Raw genomic sequence first — 18,759 nt, 5'->3', positions numbered from 1 at the left:
CCTTTTTTCTTGTAGTATTGAAGTCAATGCTTCAATCCCAACTTTTTACAAAGACGAGAAAAGAGACTCCCAAAGACGAAGTTTCCAAAAACGCCCTCCTTCTTATACAGGCCGGATTCATACACAAAGAAATGGCCGGAGCGTATTCGTATCTGCCTTTAGGTTTGCGCGTTCTCAATAAAATAACAAACATTATCCGCGAGGAAATGAATCACATTGGCGGGCAAGAAGTTTTTTTGACAGCCCTTCAAGACAAAGCGGTATGGGAAAAAACAAACCGATGGGACGACAGAGCAGTCGACAATTGGTTTAAAACAAAATTTAAAAACGATACGGAGGTTGGTCTTGCGTTCACTCACGAGGAACCGCTGACAAAAATTATGACCGAATACGTGCGTTCGTACCGCGACCTTCCGTGCGCCGTGTATCAATTCCAGACAAAATTCAGGAACGAAACGCGGGCGAAAAGCGGTATTATGCGGCTGCGGGAATTCATTATGAAAGACTTATACTCGTTTTCCCGCACCCAAGGAGAACACGAGGCGTTTTATGAAAAGGCCAAAGAAGCCTATAAAACGGTCTTTGCCCGTCTCGGTATAGGGGACAAGACACATTTAACGTTCGCTTCCGGCGGAACGTTCTCAAAATATTCCCATGAATTTCAAACGGAAACCGCGGCGGGAGAAGACCTTATCTATGTGGACGAAAAAAGAAAACTTGCCATAAATAAGGAAGTATTAACGGATGAAGTGCTTGCCGACCTAAAAATTTCCCGAAAAGATTTAGTTGAAAAAAAGACGGTTGAGGTGGGAAATATTTTTAGTCTTGGTACCCGTTTTTCGGACGCGTTTGGGCTTACGTTTGTAAACGACAAAGGGGAGAAGCAGCCTGTCATTATGGGCAGTTACGGTATCGGACCGGGAAGGCTTATGGGAGTGATTGTTGAAGTAATGGCTGACGGAAAGGGAATGGTGTGGCCTTCTTCCATTGCTCCGTTTCAAGTGCACCTTCTCCGTCTTGGCGAAAAGAAAGACGTGACGGATGCCGCGGACAAAACCTTCAACGTATTAAGAAACGCGGGTATTGAAGTGCTCTATGACGAACGTGACGCTTCCCCGGGAGAAAAACTCGCCGATGCCGACCTTATTGGTATCCCGTACCGTTTTGTAATAAGCGAAAAGACCGTTGCGGAAGGAAAAATCGAAGTAAAGTCACGTAAAGACGGAAAAATAATCTCTATTGACAACAGCTCTCTGTCCTCACAATATCTAAGTCAGTTTCGGTCTTAAGCCCCTCTTTAACAATACGCCCCGTGTTTAACAAAAAGTTGGAAAAACTGTATACCTTGTTTTCAAACGATATCGGTATCGATTTAGGTACCGCCAATACCCTTGTCTATGTTCACGGGCGGGGAATCGTTATCAATGAACCTTCCGTTGTTGCGGTAAACCACAAAACGGGGCAGGTGGTTGCGGTCGGGGCGCAAGCAAAACAAATGCTTGGACGAACGCCCCCTCACATCATTCCGGTCAAGCCCGTCGTTGACGGTGTTATCTCGGACTTTGAAGTTACCGAAGAGATGATTGCCTATCTTCTCAACAAAGCTCAAGAAAGTTCAAGGAAACTTCTCGGTCCGCGGGTGGTTGTCGGCGTTCCTTCCGGTATTACGAATGTTGAAACCCGTGCCGTTCGCGATGCGACAAAAAACGCGGGAGCAAGAGAAGTATATATTGTCGAAGAACCAATGGCTGCCGCTATCGGAATTCGTCTGCCCGTTCACGACGCGATAGGGAATATGATTATTGACATCGGGGGCGGAACGACCGACATCGCCGTCATTTCTTTGGGTGGAGTGGTTCAATCAAAAAATTTGCGTATTGCCGGTGAACGTCTTAACAACGACATCATTTCTTACATCCGAAACGAATTTAAAATTCTTGTCGGAGAGAAAACCGCTGAAGACGTAAAAATAGCCATCGGTACCATGATTCCCGAACATATGCCGCTAGAGTCCACAATAAAGGGCCGTGACCTCATTACGGGGCTTCCGCGTGAGGTTATTATCACTGACTCGGATATTCGGGAAGCCGTTTCTTCGTCCATCGACACGTTGATTGAGGCGACGAAAGAAGTGCTGGAAACCACTCCTCCCGAACTTCTCGGAGACATCATGCATCGCGGAATCCATCTTGTCGGCGGAGGGGCATTGTTACGGGGTCTGGGAGATATGATTCAGGAATACGTAAAAATTCCCGTGCACATTGCGGATGACCCGCTCACGGCTGTCGCGCGCGGTACCGGTATTGTTTTGGAAAATTTAAAAGAATACGAGGATGTTCTTATTGTTAACGAAGATGAACTACCTCCTCAAGAATAGAAGAAACCCATCGCCCTTAAAAAGGCGGGCGCTCATTGCCTCAAGCGTGGCTGTATTGTTTTTCTCCCTTTTTCTTATTGCACATCCCTTTTTCTCAAATATTTTTAAAACAAGTTTTCGGCCTCTTTTTATCGCGCACGGCGCGCTTCTGGAAGGCACGGATTTTCTTTCCGCGTTTTTTGTTCCGCGGGTGAAACTTGAGGAAGAAAATAGACTCCTTAAAGAACAAATCGAAAGTCTGAAATTCGACCGCATGGCGAATGAGGTTCTCCGTTTTGAAAATGTGCGCTTACGGGAACTCTTGGGAAGAACCCCTTCCGCCGAAGGTATGCTTGTCGCCGTATTGTCACGTCCGCCGTATACGCCTTTTGATACGCTCATTGTTGACGCCGGAACAAAAAACAACGTTGAAAAAGATGCGAGTGTTGCGTACCTCGGGGCATATCTCGGGAAAATTATCGGCGTGGACGTTCTTACGTCTCATGTGTTGCTCGCGTCTTCCCCTGGAGAAACGACGCAAACATTTGTCGCCCGCACGGGTGAGGCCGTCCGTCTGGAAGGCAGGGGAAATGGAAATTTTGTCGCTTTATTGCCAAAGGCGTTCGATATCGTAAAGGGAGATATTCTTGAAATTTCTTCCCTTGATAATTTGATTGTTGCCGAAGTCGGGCATATCGACTCGGATCCCGCATCTTCCTTTCAAGCCGTATACCTCAAGGGTCCGGTCAATATGAACAATCTCCAGCGCGTAATGATATTTCCACCTTTACACCATGAGTAACATTGTTTTTAGAATTTTTGTTTTCATCATTCTTTTTTCATCTCTGCTTTTTCCGTGGTGGGTAACGCTTCTTCTTGCTCTTTCGGCGCTTGTCCGTTTTTCTTCCTATTACGAAATTATTTTATTCGGTTTTGTTTTTGATGCTTTGCACGCGGTTCCTTTTTTCTTTTTTCCCCGTTTTCCCTTCGGGATACTGCTTGCGTACGCCCTCCTCATGCTTTCGTTTTTTGCCAAGAAATATGTGCGGGTATAGGGGAGTGTATAATGAAAAAACATGAAAAGATTGCGGAATTTTCTAAAATTGCCGTTGCGGCCGCGTGACAGATATGCGGACATCGCCCCGGAAGATATTTTTCTTGACTCAAGCAACCTGCCGAAGTTTGACCGAAACCAGTTTGAAGGGAGACTGGAGAAACCGATTTCTTCATCAGTGCCGCTCTATCTCGGCGTATTCTTTCTTTTTGTCGGATTGGTATTCGTATTCCGGTTATTTTCTTTGCAAATTGTTGAGGGAAAAACGTATGCGCAAAAGAGCGAAAACAACCGTCTACGGCACACGCTTATCTTTTCCGAGCGGGGAGTTGTCTATGACCGGAACAAGGTGGAATTGGCGTGGAACAGCATCCATCCGAACAACCCTGATTTTTCTTTACGCGAATACACGTCTCTCCCCGGACTTTCTCATCTTCTCGGCTACCTTAAATATCCGTCAAAAGACAGCGACGGTTTTTACTATCAGGAAACATTCGATGGGCGGGAGGGTGTCGAACGAGCCTATGATGTTTTACTTGGAGGAGCAAACGGCTTGAAAATTACCGAAACCGACGCTCTTGGCGCGGTTCAGTCCGAAAGTGTCATCGAGCCCCCTGTGCGCGGAAGAAGCCTTTCTTTGTCGGTTGATTCGGCAATACAAAGCAAGCTGTATGAAATTATCAGGGAGACGGCGGGCAATGTCGGTTTCCGAGCGGGCTCGGGCCTCATCATGGATGTGCAGACGGGAGAAATGCTTGCACTTGCAAGTTACCCGGAATACAGCTCGGCGGTCTTAACCGGAGGCGATTCGGAACAGATTAGAAACTATGTAAACAATCCATACACACCTTTTCTCAATCGTGCCGTTGCGGGGCTGTACACTCCGGGCTCGATTGTAAAACCGTTTCTTGCCCTTGCCGCTCTTAACGAACAAATCATTTCTCCGGAAAAACAAATTCTTTCCACCGGTTCGATTTCCATTCCAAACCCGTACGCACCGGGACAAAGTTCGGTTTTTAAAGACTGGAAAGCGCATGGCTGGGTTGACATGAGACACGCGCTCGCGGTTTCTTCGGACGTATATTTTTACGAAATCGGAGGGGGGTTTGAAGACCAGCAAGGCCTCGGCATACAGAGAATCGACGAGTATATGAAAAAATTCGGTTTCGGAGAGGAAACGGGCATTGACCTTCCACATGAAGAAACGGGACTGATTCCGACACCGCAATGGAAGGAGGAAACTTTTAACGGAGAGGCGTGGAGAGTCGGGGATACGTATAACACGGCTATCGGCCAATACAGTGTTCAGGTAACGCCCATCCAGATTGTTCGGGCGATTGCCGCGATTGCGAACGAAGGAATGCTCTTACGGCCCAAAATAGTGTCGGAAGGAAAAATAGAATCCACCTCGCTTAATATCCCCTCCGAATATTTCACTATTGTCAAAGAGGGAATGCGAATGGCTGTGACGGAAGGAACGGCCCAGGGCCTCTCCGTCCCGTTTGTCAAAGTTGCCGCAAAAACGGGAACCGCCGAACTCGGCGTGGCAAAGCAATATGTGAACTCGTGGATTGTCGGTTTCTTTCCGTTTGACGTTCCCCGATACGCTTTTGCGGTTGTTATGGAGCGCGGGCCTGTTACGAACCTTATTGGAGGAGCCTATGTTATGCGCCAGCTTCTTGACTGGATGAACGCGCATACACCAGAATATTTTGAGGCAAAACCCGCAAATTGACTTTGACCCTGTTGCACGATAGAATGAATTTCCAACAAATATGAAAGAAGAAAAAGAATATCTTACGCAGGAGAAATATGACGAATTCAAGAAAGAACTTGAATACCTCAAAAAGACCAGACGCAAAGAAATAGCCGAAAGTCTTGAATACGCAAAATCTCTCGGAGACCTGTCTGAAAACGCCGAGTACCATGAAGCGCGTGAAATGCAGGCAAACACCGAGAATCGAATCACGCGGCTTGAGTCTCTCATTAAAACCGCGCACATTGTTTCAGGCGCCCACGGTGACGTAGTTTCGGTAGGCTCTGTTGTGACGGTTTCCCGCGAAGGGGGAAAGGGGGAACTTGTGTATACAATTGTCGGCTCGGAAGAAGCAGACATTTCCGCCGCGAAAATATCCATGAAATCTCCGTTCGGCAAAGCGATTATAGGAAAAAAGAAAGGAGAAACTTTTTCCTTTGAAACTCCCGAAGGCGCCGTTCGATACAAAATTCTGAAAATCAAATAAAAATCGTTCACAATCCCTTCTTCAGAGCACGGATATTTTCTTACTAGAAAATTCCTCGAGCTCGTGCCGTCGCACTCGCTAGTCTCTGAAAAAGGGGTTGCTCGCTCCAACTGGGGGGAGAGGTCCCGTAAGATTTTTGGAAAGTGAGTTCTTACTCAAACGGCCTGGGGAAAGCGGGAAGAAAAAAAGAAAAATTGATATAATAGAGCCCATGTCTACTGACGAAACTCGGTCCGAAAGGCTGAAAAAGATAGAAATTTTAAAAGAACACGGGATTGACCCTCATCCCGCTGAATCTTTTCGGACGCATGAAAATGCCAATTTTCTGGAAGTTTTTAGTACGCTTTTTTCTTCGCAAGAACAGGTAACTCTTGCCGGACGCATTATGTCGTTTAGGGACCAAGGGGGAATTATTTTTATTGACCTCTTTGACGGTTCTGCCCGCGTGCAAGCATTGGTAAAAAAAGACGATATTGGCGAAGAACAATTCAAGTTATTTGTAGAAACCATCAATACCGGCGATTTTGTGGAAATTACCGGAGGAGCGTTCACCACCAAGAGGGGAGTCAATTCGTTATCGGGAAAATCATGGAGACTGCTTTCAAAGAGCTTAAATCAAATTCCTGATGAGTGGTTTGGTATCAAAGATGAAGAGGGGCGGTACCGAAAACGATATCTCGACATTTTACTTAATCAGAAAACGACCGAAATCATAAAAAAACGCTCGGTATTTTGGAACGCTGTCCGTTCTTTTATGCTTAAACGCGGTTTTATCGAAGTTGAAACTCCTATTTTAGAAACCAAAACGGGAGGTGCCGAGGCACGACCTTTTGTTACTCACCACAACGCACTGGATATAGACGTGTATCTGCGTATTTCGCCTGAGTTGTGGCACAAAAAATTGATTATCGGCGGTATTCCCAAAATATTTGAAATCGGGAGGGTGTTTAGAAACGAAGGAATGTCGTATGAACATGCCCAAGATTATACGCATTTTGAATTTTACGAAGCATACCAGGACGCACGCAAGGGCATTCCTATGGTTATTGAACTGTATAAGCAGGTTGCAAAAGAAACATTCAATACGCTCAAATTCAAAATAGGCGAATTTGATATTGACCTTGGAGATGAATGGATTTGGCAGGATTTCAATGCGCTCATGCAGGAACAATATGGTTTTGATCCAAGAAAGGCCGATAGAAAAGTTGTGTGCGGTCTTCTGGATAAGGAAAAAATAAAATATGAAGAAAATATTGATATAGGGCGGGGCATTGACCTTCTTTGGAAAAAAATCAGGAAGACCATAAAAGGACCTGTTATTCTCACCGGGTTTCCGATATATCTTGAACCTCTTGCGAAAAAATCCGTTAAAGACCCGAGTGTCGTTGACCGTTTCCAAATTATTTTAGCCGGAAGCGAAGTGGGAAAGGCGTTTAATGAACTGAATGACCCTATCGACCAGCGGGAACGTTTCGAAAATCAGCAGAAACTCCGTGACGCCGGTGATAATGAGGCGCATATGGCCGATTTTGAATATGTGGAGGCGATGGAATATGGAATGCCGCCGACTTTCGGTTTCGGTCTTTCAGAAAGACTTTTCAGTTTCTTGTCGGGTGAAAGCATTCGGGAATCTCAAATCTTTCCTCTAATGAGACCGAAAGATTAAATAAAAAGAAAAAACGCCTCAAGAAACGAGGCGTTTTTTATGTTTTTGTTCAGGCGTAACAGATGTTGGGGATGTTATGAAACATTGGGACAGGCGGTCTTTCCAGCGAAAGCATCCGACGTGTAAATTCTACGTGGGAATGTTCGAATGCAAGAATCTCTTGTGGGACCACGTCTTTGTAAAAACGTGACGAAAAAAACAACACCTTGCACCGCTTCTTTCCGTACAATTCGAGCACCCGCGCTTTTGTATTTTCCGGAACAATCCCTTCACTTGTTTTGAAGGACTGTCGGAGAGATACAAAATCCCACTGACTGATTTGGCGTTCCATATGTCCTCCTTAAGGTTAGGGATCGTTTTAAAAAGGTCTTTTTATCTGAACATCATTATACCACATTTAATTTTATTTGAAAAGAAAAGCCCAAGCGTGTGTCGCTTGGGCTTTTGAAATTTCTGCTACGGTTATCTGCCTCCTGTCTGAAAAAGGGTTGTCACAGGACTGCCTGTGACTATTTTGACGATTTCCTGGCCGTGGGGCCGTTCCTCCTTCCTAAGATAAACCGGTTCATGTGCTCGGGAAGAGCGGGAACATGCTCCTCTTCCGAATGTCCGTGCGTTGGCCTCAAACCGTGCGCACACATTTTGTGAATCGCTGTTTCTTCCCCTCATACAAAACCTCCTTGTTGTGACTTTAAAAAGAGCCTTATTTCTACCTAACCCTAATTATACAACATAAAGAAGATTTAATCAATAACTTAGTGAATTGTGTGGATAAGAAACATAGTAGGGTGGGAGAGTGTGTTATATAATGTAGGCACGTGGGATAAAGTGGAAAAATGTTAATTGGAGAATACACACACACGATTGATGACAAGAGCCGCGTTTCCCTTCCTTCGAAATTTCGAAAGGAAGTAGGCAAAACGGTCGTTATCACCCACGGACTCGATAATTGTCTCTTTCTGTATCCTATCGGTGAGTGGAAAACAATTTCCGAAAAGCTCGGAGCACTCGCGATGGGGCAGGCGGACGCAAGAGGCTTCAATCGCTTCATGCTCGCCGGTGCGGTGGAGGCGGGTGTCGATTCTATCGGCAGGATTCTCATTCCGGATTTCTTGAGAGAGTTCGCTCAGCTGACGGGCAAGGTAGTGTTTGCTGGCGTTCACAACAGGATAGAAATCTGGGACGAGAAACGATGGACGGAATACAAGAAACGGATCGAGAAGCAGGCCGATCTTCTCGCCGAGAAATTGGGAGAAATAGGAGCCTTTTAGTCCTATGTCCCACGTCAGTGTTCTTTTACAAGAAGTTGTCGCAGGACTTCTTCCCAAAGAAGGAAGCGTCTTTCTCGATGCAACGGTAGGGAACGGAGGGCACGGTGCCTCAGTCGCGGCACTCCTGGGTTCCAAAGGGACATATGTCGGAATCGACAGAGACGCCGACAGACTTGAGGAAGCAAAAAAAAGTCTTGGGACAGCGAAGTGTCGCGTGATTTTAAAACAGGCGAATTTCAGGAATCTTGATACGGTTCTTGACGAAGCCGGCATAAAAGAAGCGCACTCGATACTCTTTGACCTCGGTCTTAATTCCGAACAACTGGAAGTAAGCGGTCGGGGATTTTCTTTTCAGAAAGACGAACCGCTTTTGATGACCTTTGAAAAAGAAATCACTCCCGAGACCACTACCGCGTTTTCAATAATAAACGGATGGAGCAAAGAGGACCTCGAATGGCTTCTGTACGAGTACGGAGAAGAAAGTTTCGGACGACGCATCGCTTCGGCAATCGTGGAGCAGAGAAACAAGAAACCCATCGGAACAACCGCCGAACTTGTCGATGTCATTAAGAAAGCCACTCCGTCATGGTATGCAACCCGCCGCATTCATCCCGCCACAAAAACTTTTCAGGCGCTCCGAATGGCGGTTAATGATGAAGTCGGCGCATTGAAAGAAGGGCTAACAAAAGGTTTTGCACGGCTTGCCGACAAAGGGCGAATGGGAGTCATATCTTTTCACAGCGGCGAAGACAGAACGGTAAAGACTTTTTTTCGGGAAAGAGAAAAAGAAGAGACGGCTTCGTTAGTCAATAAAAAAGTCATCACGGCGGATTTTAAGGAAGTAAAGGACAATCCCCGTGCCAGAAGCGCCAAGCTTCGAATCATTGAAAAAACAATATGACACAAACAATTTCTTACATTTACAACGATAAAAAGATATTTTTGATACTTTTGGCCTCGGTGGTTTTTTCCTGGGGCGCCTATTTGGTTCTCGTGAATAACACGGTTCTTAATGTCGTACACAGGGAAAAAATGGCCGGAAACATAAGCGCATTGCAGGCCCGGCTGTCCGAAATGGAAAGTTCCTATATTTCCCAGAAAAACTCAATTAGTCTGGATTTTGCCTATTCTCAAGGCTATAAACAAGTAAACGACACCCAGTTCATCGAGCGCGCGGAGCTCGGCAAAGGACTATCGGTTAACGTTTTGCCATAAGCCTTCATGAAGGCATTTCCCGGTCGTTTGAGATTTCTCTCCGTCATCTTTTTGCTTTTTTCGTTGTTGCTTCTTTCGAGGCTCTATTTTGTGCAGGTGGTTTCGGGTGAAGAGTACCGCCTTAAGGCTGACAAGCAATATGTCCGTCAGGACGTAAACCTTTTCAACAGAGGAACCATTTATTTTGAAACAAAGGACGGTGGCCCCGAACCAATGGCATTTGTTCGTTCTGGTTTTACGGTTGCCATAAACCCGAGCATCCTTGCCGACGCGCAGTCCGCATACGTCCAAATTTCTTCAGCCATTGCTCTTGACCGTGACGCTTTTCTCGCGAAAGCCGCGAAAAAAGAAGACCCGTACGAAGAAATCGCCAAACGCGTTGACGAAACCACGGCAAAAAAAATCGAAGCCCTTAAAATTTCCGGCGTAAATATTTATACGGAAAAATGGAGATTTTATCCCGCCGAAAGTCTCGCTTCCCACCTTATCGGATTTTTGGGATACAAAGACGATACACTTGCCGGCCGTTACGGTCTTGAACGGTATTATGAAGACACGCTCGCGCGCGAAAGCGGTGGATTGTACATCAATTTCTTCGCAGAAATTTTTTCAAACCTTAAAGAAAACATAGCAGGTGAAGCGAAGCACGAAGGAAACATCGTCGCGACCATCGAACCGACGGTGCAGTCGTTTTTGGAACGGGAACTCAAGAAAATCGATGAAACGTGGAATTCGGATGAAGTGGGGGGGATTATTATCAATCCGAAAACCGGTGAAATCTATGCTATGGGAGCGTACCCGACATTTAATCTCAATACCTTTCAAAACGAAGAAGACCCGCACGTCTTTTCAAACCCGCTTGTTGAGAACGTGTACGAAATGGGTTCCATCATAAAACCTCTCACGGTTGCCGCGGCTCTTGATACGGGTGCTATCACCGCAAGTACGACATACGACGACAAAGGCTACCTTATCCTCAACAATGCGCGCATTTCAAACTTTGACGGAAAGGGAAGAGGGATTGTCGATATGCAAGAGGTGCTCAATCAGTCTCTCAACACGGGTGCCGCTTTCGCCATGTTTAAAATGGGCAAAGAAGCATTTGTAAATTATATGAAAGCGTACAAAGTCGGGGACGAAACCGGCATCGACCTTCCCAATGAAACGTACGGTCTCATCGACAACCTTGACAGCGGACGCGACATCGAGCTTGCCACCGCCGCCTACGGACAGGGAATCGCCTTTACGCCCATAGCCACCGTCAGAGCCCTTTCGGCTCTCGGAAACGGGGGTCTTCTGATTAACCCGCATCTCGTAAAAAAAATAAACTATAAAAACGGACTTTCCAAAACAATCGCCATTGACCGCGGAGAGCGCGTCTTGAAACAGGAAACATCGGAAGAAATTACGCGGATGCTCGTCCGTGTCGTCGACGAAGCCCTTTTGGGTGGTACCGTCAAATTGCCCCACTATAGTGTCGCGGCAAAAACGGGTACGGCGCAGGTTGTCGGAACCGGAGGAGGGGGGTATCAAGAAGGGAAATACCTCCACTCGTTTTTCGGCTACTTTCCCGCCTATGACCCCGAATTTCTCGTTTTCCTCTTTACAATGGACCCGAAAGGAGTACGATACGCTTCTGAAACACTGACGCACCCGTTTATCGATATAACGAAATTTCTGATAAATTATTATGAGGTGCCATTTGACCGCTAAAACCGATGCTTTCCATTTTCAAAAAAATCATAGTATTCTTTCTTACGCTTGAGTCCCGTCTCATCATTCTCAAATATAAGCCGAAGATAATTGCCGTTACGGGAAGCGTGGGGAAAACCTCGACTAAAGACGCCGTCTACAACGTTTTATCCGGCGCATTTTTTGTTCGAAAAAGCGCAAAAAGTTTCAATAGCGAAATCGGCGTTCCGTTGACGATTATCGGTGTTGAGAACGGCTGGCGAAACCCGCTCACGTGGGGAAAAAATCTCATATCGGGGCTCGCGCTTATTCTGTTTCCCAGCCATTATCCCAAATGGCTTGTGCTTGAAGTCGGCGCCGACAGGCCGGGCGACATAAGAAAAATATCACATTGGCTTCATCCCGATATCGTCGTCCTGACGCGTTTCAGCGACGTGCCCGTTCATGTCGAGTTTTTTGATTCTCCCGAAGATGTAACGAAAGAAAAAGGCCATCTGGTGCGCGCGCTTAAAGGAGACGGCGTTTTGGTGTACAGCGAAGATGATAAACATGCTCTTTCATTGAGGCATTCTTTTGCAGGAAGCACGCTTCCATACGGTTTTGCGGACGGCAACGTGGTGTTGGGGGCTCATGACGAACCGATATATGAAAAAGAAGGAAAAGAAAAAATCCCAGTCGGCATGACGTTTAAAGTCGACCATAGGGGAGTAAGCATTCCCATCCGTGTTCCCGGTGTCTTGGGCCGTCAGCATATCTATCCCGTGCTTGCCGCGATTGCGGTGGGAATCTCGCAAGGCTTGCCGATTCTTAAATCCGCGCAGGCTGTCTCTTCGGGACAATTTCCTCCGGGAAGAATGCACATCGTTTCGGGAATGGCGGATACCGTTATTATTGACGATACGTACAACTCTTCTCCCGTTGCCGTGCATGAAGCTTTGGCGACTCTTGCCCGCCTTGATATTTCCGGAAGAAAAATCGCAGTTTTGGGAGACATGATGGAATTGGGAAAATACTCGATTGAAGAACACAGAAATGCGGGCAAATACTCCGCCGAAGTGGCGGACCTGCTTATTACGGTGGGTATGCGCTCGCACTTCATTGAAACGGGGGCGCTCAAGAAAAAAATGGGGAAGCGAAAACTGGCTCATTTTGAAGATTCTATTCAAGCGGGGGAATATATAAAAAGCATTATTGAACCGGGAGACATCGTTCTCGTTAAGGGTTCACAATCCATGCGGATGGAAAGGGTAGTGGAAGCCATCATGGCCAACCCCGACCAAAAAGAAAAACTTCTTGTGAGACAGGATGAGGAGTGGAGAAAACGTTAAAAAGAAAGCCCTATGCAGAACGCATAGGGCTTATTTTTCGAGGTCTCATTTTTTAGAAAGGCCTTCTTTCATCTCTTTAACCAGATCATCACAGAGGGTGAGGTAAAATTCGGTTGCTTCCGGGATAGAGAGGTTGGCACCTCTTTTATTTAATTTTTCCACTGCCTCTTTCGCCTGTTTCCTGATCTCCTCGGTATCAGGCTTAATGCCTCTGTTGCGAAGGATCTCTTTCAACACTATAAGAGCAATTTCCCCCTGTCTTTTAACAGTAATCATACAAAGTACTCCTTTCTTTTTGTGAAATTAGCCGAGTCCATTTATCTGACGCTAATTATGTCATAATTTATAAAAAAGTCAACAAAGTCTAGAGGGGCACACGGATAGTGGTTGTTTTAAGGTTGATTTTCCTATAGTCTTATCCGTATTAACGGCCCTATCGTCTAACGGTTAGGACATTGCCTTCTCAAGGCAGTAATCGGGGTTCGATTCCCCGTGGGGTCACCAGTTGGTTTTTATCGGGCACAAAGTCCGAAGAAAGCCTGAAAGCTAGGGATAATTTAGGTGTTCCACTAAGTATTTCGACGTAGGTCGGCATAGTTTCAAATACCAGTCCGAATAATTCCCTTTGAACCCTTATATCCTTTTGGTTTAGGAGTATTTGTGCTGGGTGTTCCATAATCATTTTTGCCTCCCGCATGAATGACTTGATGTCATCTCGAGTTATTTGTATTTTGAGGCGCTCCTTACCGGCAGACTTGATTTGCTTCTCTAGGCCTTCGATCTCCTTTTCAAGCATATCCCGTATGACTGCGCTCTTACTCGCTGTGTATGCTTCTAGCTTCATGGCCTGTTCACTCTCAAGGTCTGCGATGCTCTGGTGGATGTGCCCTGAAGCTCGAACGATCTCTTGCTCACGTTTACGGAATTTGTCCATAAACGTTGCCTCAAGTCCTACTAACAAGTCAGGGTTGAACTTCAAGCTACGAATATACTTTTTTATAGCATCCTCAAATACTTGTTTCGGCACGCCGAAGTACTTGTGCTTTCGTGCGCAGTGGTAAGTTGGGTGCGGCTTTCCCATCTTGCCTCGTGGTGAGCTCCCGAGCATTGGCTTACCACAGTGCGGACAGGAAATAAATTTGTATGAAAAGAGAGGGTTGTTTTTTAATCTCGTTCCGCTTGTTGCTGACCGATTACCCTTAACGATCTCGAGAGAACCGTCGGCAGCTTCCATAATTGCGATCTTGCCTCGGTTGGCACGGTTCCACAGCTCGATACTCACCAGTCCCGGGTATTGTGCCCGAACTGGCTTGTAATATGTCCACTTCTCGCACAGTACCCCTGCGTAAATGGTGTTTTGAATATCGCGTTGAAATTGTTTGATAGTCATCGGTTTACCGCCCCGTCTCCCGATTATTTTGTCGTGAGCGTCATTCCATTTGTTGTAGATTGGCGATCGATAGCCGCTTGCATTGATCCGCCTCACACACCCCTCATCACTTAGTCCTTGGGCTCGCAACTCAAACATATCGATGCGGAACTTAGCACGCTTTGGGTCTGGTACTTGGATGTACTTCTTTTTACCGAACTCATCAAATACTTTCTGATTAAGATACCCGTCAGTTGGACGGCGGGTGCGGTATCCTTTTTGGGTATTACGGATTGACTGGCCAATCATTCGAGTGAGGATCGTCGTGACTTCTTGATTGGCGGTGGTAGCAAAGACACCCTCTGTTACCTCGCTCGGTGAAAACCTGCTCCATGCGTATTCGAAGTCAAGATCAGAAAGTGTATTTACTGATGGTTGAATGATGCCGTAAGTGTCTACCATCTGCACGCCACACTTAGCGAGTTCCATTTTCATGCGTTGTAACTCGCCGCTACCTGCTCGGGTTGCGCGATCGATGGAACGGAAGACGTAGTAGTCAACAGTGCCCGGGTGAGATTTTATGTAGGCCAGTATTTCCTCAAAGTCGTCGCGCTCCGTTTTTCGCCCAGAGATAGCTGTCTTCCAAACATTGTTATTAGGAACAATGTTCCAGCCTTTCACTTCGGCGTATCTGCGAATACTGGCTTCTTGGACATCTAAACTATCACCCTCCTGCAGTTGTTTCTGAGAGCTTACACGACATTGGCCAACGCAGTTTTTTGTTGCTCTAAGCGTTTGACGATTCATGTTGTATAACATCATTATGCGCTTTTCTATCTTGAAGCCAAGTATTAAAACAGGCATCTGCAATGCCATCACAAATACGCCGCATCACCTCGATCTGTGCGTCGGTGTACTTAGCCGCCCTCGGCCCTAACGACTTTTTGAAATCGTCAAAAGAGAGAGCGGTACTTTCTTTATCTGTTTTGGACTGTGGGGAAATCATACAAAATCTGCTCGCCACGGGGGTGTACGAGCAGATTTCGGCCCCCGTGAACAAAAGTGTCGCAACTTTTTGGTTGCGACTATATTGTCCGGTGCCCGTCAAAAATGAGTGAGAAACTATGACCGCTTTTTTCTCACTTTTTCAAATCGGCTTTTTTGAATTTTACTGAGATCTCGTAAAATGGCGTTTATTTGGTTAGCTTTCTTCCTATCCCCTAAATACTCCTCGGCGAGGTCGGCTATCGTGCCACGCTCACCGGTGCGATTTTCTTTATATGCCTCGTATGCTTCTTTTATTTTTAGATCACGGTCAATGTTGACAAGTGGCTCGTATTTAGGAAGTGTCCTTTCATTTGTGATCCTTTCGATCCATGCGATTAACTCTCTCTGCTCGTCTTTTGTTAGGCGTGTGTAGATAGTGGCTCTAACTTCCGAAAACCCGCTCGGTTGTGACCTGGACCGCAACGGTGAGGGCACTTCTGTTTTATAATTGTGAACCGGAGCCGATATGGTCCCATATAGAAGGTGGAGAACCAAAGCGCTTTGATAGTGTTGGGGTAAGTTAAATCGCCCGATAAGATAGCTCGCATAACTCTCTAACCCACTGAAGGGAAGCCCAGAGTACAACATTTCGAGCTGGCGTTGCATCATTCGGTAACCAATCCCATTGTTTTTTGAATCGGTTTTTATTTTTTCTACGAGCTCACTATAGTGTTTCCATACAATGTCTGTCTTTTTAATGACTCGTTTATTCCACTCCTCAGCTTCTTTGGTTGTGGAAAAACCACCGGCTTTGATTTCGAGTTCCGCCTGGATTTTACACACCTCCTCCTGAAAAGCGGGGTAAGCAACCAACAGTTTGAAATTATCGAGGTTCCGCTCACGGAACTTCGGAGAGGTTGTCTGTTTTGTGCGCCCTTTAAATTGAGTGGCAGTGCCATGTTTCCCCCGTGATTTCATTTTACTTTTTTAGTACATAGATCGTGGTACAAGGCATCCCTCATTCATTAGGAAAAGTCGAGAAATTCCCACCCTTTTAAGTTCTTTTGGTCGAATGAGTATCCCTTACCCGGGTGATACCTCCAGCTTTTCTTGTCATAGACAACAATGCCACCCCACAGTTTTTTGCCTTTCTTATTTTGTGCGGCAACGTAATCCGCGAGGCCTTCGGCACGCGATCCAGCTGTCTCCGCAGTGATGCCAGCTTTAGTGTCAAAAAGACCGACCCTGCCGTCCTTCATAAGTACGATGAAGTCAACGTAGAAAGCGTGACTCTGTCCATTCTCGATGTAAGGGACCGCGAAGTAGGAGCCATCTTGCGAGCCATTCCGGAACCACCACGCGACCTTGTTCTTTGAATTCTCAAGTAGTTCGATAAAATCCTGCTCGATTGCACTCTCCTCTGTATAGCCGTCAAGCAACGAGCTTTGGCTGCCCCGGGTCTTACCGTAGTAGGGCTGAATGATGGATTTCTTGTAATCCTTTTTCTTGAAGTCGAGATTGTAGTTTATGATCGACGGTACATTCCATGGTTTGTCATTCATCACCAGCTCTCTCTTGCCGGACCCAACAACTTCTAGATACTTCTCCTTCGCTAAGTTGATGGTATCGATAATCGGCTGACGGTTCTCTTTGGCCAGCACCATCGCCTGTATTTTCGGCCACTCATCCTCGTCGCGATAGACGTCGAAGAGCTTATAGAGGGAGGTCTTGATGCGAGCGATTGAACGTTGCTCTGGGGCAAAAGGCGCGAGATTGTTGCGCACAAACAGGTCGAAAGCATTCTGTAACTCAACCTCGTTCTTGGGTATATCGAGTGTCCCTTCTTTATCTAAGTTCTTTGCGACTTTATCGACATCAATTATTCTGCCGCTTGCGACCAGTTTTGTATCTACAATACTGTGCTTTGTTGAAATCCGCTTTTTTGTGCTGAGTTTGATTGCGGCTTCGAGAAATACTGGGACGAAATCGGATGAAAGTCGTGTCTCCTCACGGAAGCGTTTTGAGTGCCATGATTCGAGGTCGATGGACTTATAGTCCGGCCGGCGCTTGCCTTCATACACAGTGATGTAGTCACGCGATATGTCCTCGGCGACTTCGATGTCCGGCAAACTCGTAAACACATAGCCGATGTTCAAATCCTGATCCTCATAGTGCTTGAGCTCTGGCATGCGCATGATACGACCCAGTGTTTGTATAGAAAACGTCATATTCTCCTCGCGCCACTGACGGAACAATACGAGTATTGCCGCACGCGGGCAGTCCCATCCAAGCGCGATGGCCTGTTTGAAAATCATAACTTGCACCTCGTTCTCGTTCTTCTCAATGTTAGCGAGGTTGATCTTGTTATCCTTCTCAGAGAGATAGATCGCGAGACGGCCGTTCTTTGTGGTAATGCCATACTTGGAAAGCATCGCTACGACCTCGTCCTTCTTATCCGCAACACCAGCTTTCGCATCCGGTATCTGAATCAGCAGGAGAGGATTCACGCCGGAGCCCTGGGCCTCGTATTTTTTCTGAAGCTCCGCACGTTTCTTGAGAGCACTCTCGAGCACGAGTTCATCTGCGGTCTTATCGCTCTTTTTCGGATCGAGAACATAGTGTTCGAAGCCAGGATTGATCGCGATTTCCTTCTTAATCATACCCTCGTCTTTTACCGCCTTGAGCTCGACCTCGACAATACGGTTCGCGTTGTTAAGTTGAGGCGTCGCCGATACTTCGAGTGTGAGCTTGGGACCAATCTCGCGGATCAAATCCTTCGAGTTCTCGCTCTTAGCTGTATGGTGACTTTCGTCGATGATCAGCACGACAATGCGCCCCTCGTTCTTTGTACGAGCAATAACGGATGTGAGATTGTTGTCGCGCTCATTGGCGCGCACGTATATGTTGCCCTTCTTGTTGATGCTGGCCCCGTTCAGGAACAGGATCTCGTTTTCGGCGATCTTCTTGTCCTCCAAATCCTCGTAGCGCGAACACTTCAAGCCGACAGCGTAGTGGTCGTAGTATTTTGCGAGCTTCTCACGGCTCTGGTCATGGAGCTTGTTTACCGCAATCCAGACGAACGAGAATCTCTTGCCGTCGATACGTGAATCAATGAGGCGCTTCAAAAACTCCGCCGCCATCAGCGTCTTTCCGGAGCCCGTAGGGGCTTTGAATATAAGTACTTTGTCTCCTTCAGCGTCGAGTAGTTTGTTCGATTCGCGCTTTAGATCGACAACAGCATTTTCTTGATAATCCTTGAAATTAATCCACATAATGTTTATTTAAAAATCTCACGATACACCTTGAGAATTACCTCGGGTATGGCGCACAGCGTCACCTTATTTTTGATATCCTCGAACTCCTTCTCATGTGGCTCGTCACCAAGTGAGAATACGTAGGTGTTGAAGTGGCCATCTATTTTTTTTATCACCTTTTTGTAGTCCTCTATGGCATCCTCATGGAAGACGATACCGAGATACTTGTCGGAGTTCTTGAATATCTTGAAATCCTCACCCTCTTTGACGAGATCAAACGCTGCTTCGCGGATGCAAAGCATATCGGTCGACTCGTTGACGAGC

Annotated in this window: 17 protein-coding genes and 1 tRNA gene; 13 read left to right on the top strand and 5 right to left on the bottom strand. The window is 46.4% G+C overall.

What is annotated here, in order from left to right:
* Positions 1–26 precede the first annotated feature (26 nt).
* The 7 genes from Q8O71_03130 (at position 27) to lysS (ending at position 7,319) form a co-directional block, all read left to right on the top strand.
* Complete coding sequence (locus tag Q8O71_03130) at positions 27–1,289, top strand: aminoacyl--tRNA ligase-related protein (protein ID MDP2705356.1); 1,263 nt, start codon at positions 27–29, stop codon at positions 1,287–1,289.
* Positions 1,290–1,312: 23 nt separating this feature from the next.
* Positions 1,313–2,377, top strand: a complete 1,065-nt coding sequence (locus Q8O71_03125) for a rod shape-determining protein (protein ID MDP2705355.1) — start codon at positions 1,313–1,315, stop codon at positions 2,375–2,377.
* Positions 2,355–3,158 (top strand): rod shape-determining protein MreC, encoded by an 804-nt coding sequence (gene mreC, locus Q8O71_03120; protein MDP2705354.1) that lies wholly within the window; start codon positions 2,355–2,357, stop codon positions 3,156–3,158. Before Q8O71_03125 ends, mreC begins: the two co-directional genes overlap by 23 nt.
* Positions 3,151–3,411, top strand: a complete 261-nt coding sequence (locus tag Q8O71_03115) for a hypothetical protein (protein ID MDP2705353.1) — start codon at positions 3,151–3,153, stop codon at positions 3,409–3,411. Before mreC ends, Q8O71_03115 begins: the two co-directional genes overlap by 8 nt.
* Before the next feature lie 21 nt (positions 3,412–3,432).
* A complete protein-coding gene (locus Q8O71_03110) occupies positions 3,433–5,145 on the top strand; it encodes a penicillin-binding transpeptidase domain-containing protein (GenBank protein ID MDP2705352.1) in 1,713 nt (570 codons plus the stop codon).
* Between the two features lie 40 nt (positions 5,146–5,185).
* Positions 5,186–5,653 carry a transcription elongation factor GreA gene (gene greA / locus Q8O71_03105; GenBank protein MDP2705351.1) on the top strand — a complete coding sequence of 156 codons (468 nt, stop codon included), beginning with the start codon at positions 5,186–5,188 and terminating at the stop codon, positions 5,651–5,653.
* A gap of 211 nt (positions 5,654–5,864) precedes the next feature.
* Positions 5,865–7,319 (top strand): lysine--tRNA ligase, encoded by a 1,455-nt coding sequence (gene lysS / locus Q8O71_03100; GenBank protein ID MDP2705350.1) that lies wholly within the window; start codon positions 5,865–5,867, stop codon positions 7,317–7,319.
* 462 nt (positions 7,320–7,781) lie between these two features.
* On the opposite strand, the gene Q8O71_03095 is transcribed toward lysS, so the two are convergent.
* Positions 7,782–7,988, bottom strand: coding sequence for a hypothetical protein (locus Q8O71_03095; protein ID MDP2705349.1), 207 nt, complete (start codon positions 7,986–7,988; stop codon positions 7,782–7,784).
* Between the two features lie 167 nt (positions 7,989–8,155).
* On the opposite strand from Q8O71_03095, the gene mraZ reads away from it, so the two are divergent.
* From mraZ to Q8O71_03070, 5 genes are read left to right on the top strand one after another with little or no spacing between them, the layout of a single operon-like run.
* A complete protein-coding gene (gene mraZ, locus Q8O71_03090) occupies positions 8,156–8,590 on the top strand; it encodes a division/cell wall cluster transcriptional repressor MraZ (protein MDP2705348.1) in 435 nt (144 codons plus the stop codon).
* A 4-nt stretch (positions 8,591–8,594) separates the two neighbouring features.
* Positions 8,595–9,491 (top strand): 16S rRNA (cytosine(1402)-N(4))-methyltransferase RsmH, encoded by an 897-nt coding sequence (gene rsmH / locus Q8O71_03085; protein MDP2705347.1) that lies wholly within the window; start codon positions 8,595–8,597, stop codon positions 9,489–9,491.
* Positions 9,488–9,805 carry a hypothetical protein gene (locus Q8O71_03080; protein MDP2705346.1) on the top strand — a complete coding sequence of 106 codons (318 nt, stop codon included), beginning with the start codon at positions 9,488–9,490 and terminating at the stop codon, positions 9,803–9,805. Before rsmH ends, Q8O71_03080 begins: the two co-directional genes overlap by 4 nt.
* A 6-nt stretch (positions 9,806–9,811) precedes the next feature.
* Positions 9,812–11,518 carry a penicillin-binding protein 2 gene (locus Q8O71_03075; protein MDP2705345.1) on the top strand — a complete coding sequence of 569 codons (1,707 nt, stop codon included), beginning with the start codon at positions 9,812–9,814 and terminating at the stop codon, positions 11,516–11,518.
* Positions 11,519–11,523: 5 nt separating this feature from the next.
* The gene (locus tag Q8O71_03070) at positions 11,524–12,825 is read left to right on the top strand and encodes a Mur ligase family protein (GenBank protein MDP2705344.1); all 1,302 of its coding nucleotides are present in this window, start codon (positions 11,524–11,526) and stop codon (positions 12,823–12,825) included.
* Positions 12,826–12,870: 45 nt separating this feature from the next.
* Here the strand turns inward: Q8O71_03070 and Q8O71_03065 are convergent, their stop codons facing one another.
* A complete protein-coding gene (locus Q8O71_03065) occupies positions 12,871–13,101 on the bottom strand; it encodes a hypothetical protein (GenBank protein MDP2705343.1) in 231 nt (76 codons plus the stop codon).
* 153 nt (positions 13,102–13,254) lie between these two features.
* Here Q8O71_03065 and Q8O71_03060 point away from each other — a divergent pair.
* Positions 13,255–13,329 (top strand) — tRNA-Glu (locus tag Q8O71_03060).
* 1,987 nt (positions 13,330–15,316) lie between these two features.
* Here the strand turns inward: Q8O71_03060 and Q8O71_03055 are convergent.
* The 3 genes from Q8O71_03055 to Q8O71_03045 form a co-directional block, all read right to left on the bottom strand.
* A complete protein-coding gene (locus Q8O71_03055; GenBank protein ID MDP2705342.1) occupies positions 15,317–16,159 on the bottom strand; it encodes a hypothetical protein in 843 nt (280 codons plus the stop codon).
* A gap of 47 nt (positions 16,160–16,206) precedes the next feature.
* Entirely contained in the window at positions 16,207–18,453 is a 2,247-nt protein-coding gene (locus Q8O71_03050; GenBank protein MDP2705341.1) for a DEAD/DEAH box helicase family protein, read from the bottom strand.
* Between the two features lie 5 nt (positions 18,454–18,458).
* Positions 18,459–18,759, bottom strand: a 301-nt coding sequence (locus Q8O71_03045; protein MDP2705340.1) for a hypothetical protein, incomplete at its 5' end; no start/stop codon positions are given.

The sequence above is a fragment of the bacterium genome, from assembly GCA_030690305.1.
Taxonomy (GTDB): Bacteria; Patescibacteriota; Minisyncoccia; order Phycocordibacterales; family JAGLPS01; genus JBBUCK01.
The sequence above is the reverse complement of the archived record's forward strand: the minus strand, read 5'-3'. Positions and strand labels throughout refer to the sequence as shown.

Coding starts and splice junctions, on each gene's coding strand:
- Q8O71_03050 (MDP2705341.1), bottom strand. CDS start 18,453: ATGTGGATTAATTTCAAGGATTATCAAGAAAATGCTGTTGTCGATCTA.
- Q8O71_03065 (MDP2705343.1), bottom strand. CDS start 13,101: ATGATTACTGTTAAAAGACAGGGGGAAATTGCTCTTATAGTGTTGAAA.
- Q8O71_03115 (MDP2705353.1), top strand. CDS start 3,151: ATGAGTAACATTGTTTTTAGAATTTTTGTTTTCATCATTCTTTTTTCA.
- Q8O71_03130 (MDP2705356.1), top strand. CDS start 27: ATGCTTCAATCCCAACTTTTTACAAAGACGAGAAAAGAGACTCCCAAA.
- Q8O71_03080 (MDP2705346.1), top strand. CDS start 9,488: ATGACACAAACAATTTCTTACATTTACAACGATAAAAAGATATTTTTG.
- Q8O71_03055 (MDP2705342.1), bottom strand. CDS start 16,159: ATGAAATCACGGGGGAAACATGGCACTGCCACTCAATTTAAAGGGCGC.
- mraZ (MDP2705348.1), top strand. CDS start 8,156: ATGTTAATTGGAGAATACACACACACGATTGATGACAAGAGCCGCGTT.
- rsmH (MDP2705347.1), top strand. CDS start 8,595: ATGTCCCACGTCAGTGTTCTTTTACAAGAAGTTGTCGCAGGACTTCTT.
- Q8O71_03095 (MDP2705349.1), bottom strand. CDS start 7,988: ATGAGGGGAAGAAACAGCGATTCACAAAATGTGTGCGCACGGTTTGAG.
- Q8O71_03075 (MDP2705345.1), top strand. CDS start 9,812: ATGAAGGCATTTCCCGGTCGTTTGAGATTTCTCTCCGTCATCTTTTTG.
- mreC (MDP2705354.1), top strand. CDS start 2,355: ATGAACTACCTCCTCAAGAATAGAAGAAACCCATCGCCCTTAAAAAGG.
- Q8O71_03110 (MDP2705352.1), top strand. CDS start 3,433: ATGAAAAGATTGCGGAATTTTCTAAAATTGCCGTTGCGGCCGCGTGAC.
- greA (MDP2705351.1), top strand. CDS start 5,186: ATGAAAGAAGAAAAAGAATATCTTACGCAGGAGAAATATGACGAATTC.
- Q8O71_03070 (MDP2705344.1), top strand. CDS start 11,524: ATGCTTTCCATTTTCAAAAAAATCATAGTATTCTTTCTTACGCTTGAG.
- lysS (MDP2705350.1), top strand. CDS start 5,865: ATGTCTACTGACGAAACTCGGTCCGAAAGGCTGAAAAAGATAGAAATT.